Origin of the sequence: Tardiphaga sp., assembly GCF_044340795.1 — a bacterium.
Taxonomy (GTDB): Bacteria; Pseudomonadota; Alphaproteobacteria; order Rhizobiales; family Xanthobacteraceae; genus Tardiphaga.
On sequence record NZ_JBIISY010000439.1, the window covers coordinates 1 to 2613 of the forward strand.

Annotated in this window: 2 protein-coding genes; both read right to left on the bottom strand. The window is 59.7% G+C overall.

What is annotated here, in order from left to right; translation table 11 throughout:
* Positions 1-196: 196 nt before the first annotated feature.
* Complete coding sequence (locus ACIQ17_RS32865; RefSeq protein WP_025290620.1) at positions 197-1141, bottom strand: sensor domain-containing diguanylate cyclase; 945 nt, start codon at positions 1139-1141, stop codon at positions 197-199.
* A 236-nt stretch (positions 1142-1377) separates the two neighbouring features.
* Entirely contained in the window at positions 1378-2595 is a 1218-nt protein-coding gene (locus ACIQ17_RS32870; RefSeq protein WP_398473765.1) for a TolC family protein, read from the bottom strand.
* Positions 2596-2613 lie beyond the last annotated feature (18 nt).

Here is a 2613-nt window from a genome sequence, read left to right on the forward strand (position 1 = left end):
GGCAGCCGCATGGCTCTTCATCGCATCGATCCAGCTCTTTGCCCGACGCATCGCAAGATCATGAAATCCGCGACGATAATTTTGAATCAGACACTAAGGGACGCATTCTGGGACTGGTTATATCAATCGTAATTCTGAGAGCAGCGATCAATGCTCAGCCCTGTTTGTTGGGCGCCTCATATCAGATGGCGATCGTTCAGGCCGCAATCGGCGCCTGGAACCATTCCCAACCACCCATGCGCTGCGATTTTCGACGGTAAAGCGCCTCATCAGCGCGCTTCACCAGAAGTTGCAGTTCATCGCCGTCCTGGGGGTACAGGCTTGCACCGACACTGGCGCCGACCGCGGCTATGCTTCCATCGATTATGACCGGCTGGCGCAGGGCCGCGTCAATCCGCTGGCAAATTGGTTCGACGGGCCATGGGCTTCGCAGGCCGGGTAGCAGTACAGCAAATTCATCGCCTCCTATGCGGCAAACGAGATCGCCTTCCCGAACGCATTCCTTGAGCCGCTGAGCCACAGTTCTCAGCATTTCGTCGCCTGCATCATGGCCCAAACGATCATTGATCGCCTTGAAGCCGTCCAGATCGATCACAAGTACAGCCATCATATTGTCTGCGATCGCGCCCCGTGTTGCGTGCTCTGCCCATAGATCTTGCAGCACCCGACGATTGGCAAGACCGGTTAGCGGGTCCTCAAACGCAATGCGACGTAATGCGTTCTCGGCCTCACGTCTGCTCGAAATGTCATCGAATAGCGCGATGCCGATGCCCATCTCGTGAAGGAGAATTCCGCGATGCTGAGCCGTTCTGATCCTGTTGTCAGCGCATAAAATTTCGACCTCGCAAACATCTATTTCCGAAATACCATCCGACTGCGCGAGCCAAAGATCGTGCCAAAGCCGACGGGTTTCCCGGCGGTGATGCTCATGCGGATAGGCCTTATCGATCCAGTCACTGACGTTTGTGAAAGTCCCTTCGGCGTAGCCGAACGTCTTTGTAAAAGCCCGGTTGACGAACTGAATCTCTCCTTGCGGTAAGGTGGCCCAGGACAGAGGAATCGGGAGCGCATCCAGAATGACGTGCAAGTCACGGAACGACAGGGCGCCGGCATTCGCCGCGCGTTCAAGAAATTCCTTCATGGTATACCTACTTCGCTAGGCTCGCTGAGGCCTTCATGGCTCCCATGCATACGCAATAGCATGCTTAACCGTTAAATCTTAACCCCGCATCTATGATCCGGGGTCGTGATCGGAAAAATAGACAAAATCGGTCCGGGGCGGCTTCGAAATTGCCTACAGGGGCGTAGGCCTCACCTGCAATCAGATGGACAGTGCGGCCTGCCCAAAAAACGGCGGTTGGCGTTGCTGTCCAGTTTTTACCAGCCACCTCCCAACGCCCGATAGAGCTGAACGGTCGCCGTTCCTTGCGCGATGCGGGTTTGCTCCATCTTGTCCTCGTCCGAGAGGGCATCCAGTCGGGCCTGCAACACATCGCCCAATTGGGTGCGTCCGGCATCGTACAATATCGCCAGTTGGTCGGCGCGTCGGCGCGCCATGTCGGATGTACGGATAAGCCCGGCCAGGCGTTCGTCCAGCCCCGTCCGAAAGCCATAAGCGGATTCAACTTCCTCGAGCGCCGACAGCATGGCCTGATCATAATTGGCGAGAGCAGCCTCAAGTTCGGCATCGCCCGCCTTCACTCTGGCCTGCAACCTTCCGGCATTGAAAAGCGGCATCGATGCGGAAAGGCCGACCAGACCTCCGGTTCCGCCATAACCTGGCAGGCCGCCCAGTTCGATATGCCCGTTCTGCCCAAGGAAATGGATGGCGAAACGCGGAAGCAGATCGGCCTTCAGGCTCTTGAGGCGCGCCGCGCGCGCGTTCACCAGCCAAGATCGCGCCGCGACATCAGGCCTGCGAGCAAGAATGTCGGAAGGTAGCTGCCCCGTGGGCGCGCCCGGCGTCTCAAAAGTGGCGGAGGCGATCATGGCCGGCGCCTGTTCGGGCAGGTCGCCCGCCAGCACGGCCAGTCGCCGCCGGCGCGCATCGATGAGGGATGTGAGAGCCGGGCGGGAGGCGCGCAGCGCCTCAAGGCCATTGCGAGCGCGGGTGACATCGGCCGCTGTCGCAGCGCCCGTCCGCTGTCGGGCGGCTGCATAATCGACAAGGCGGCCCGCCGTCGCCTCGCTGCGATCAAGGACGGCGAGGCGACGTCTCAGCCCCTGCAACTGCTGATAATTCTCGACGACATCGGCGGCGACCATGAGCCTGACGGCATCAGCCGTTCGTGCGGCACTTTCGGAAAGCGCGCGCGCCATTTCGGCGTCTGCGTGACTTCCACCGAACAGGTCAGCCTCCCAGGTGGCTCCAAGACCTACCAGATATCCACTGCCGCTGTTTCCGGACAGCGATGGCAGCATGGCCTGCCACTTGTCATCGAGCCCGGCATCGCTCTGACTGGCCCAGGCTGTGCCATTTGCGGCAACGGTAGGATAAAGTGCGGATTCCGCGACAGTGACCAGCGCTCGCGCGGCGGCGACATGGGCCTTTGCAGCGCGGATATCGGCGTTTACTTCGAGCGATTTCTCGATCAGCGCATCAAGAGCGGGATC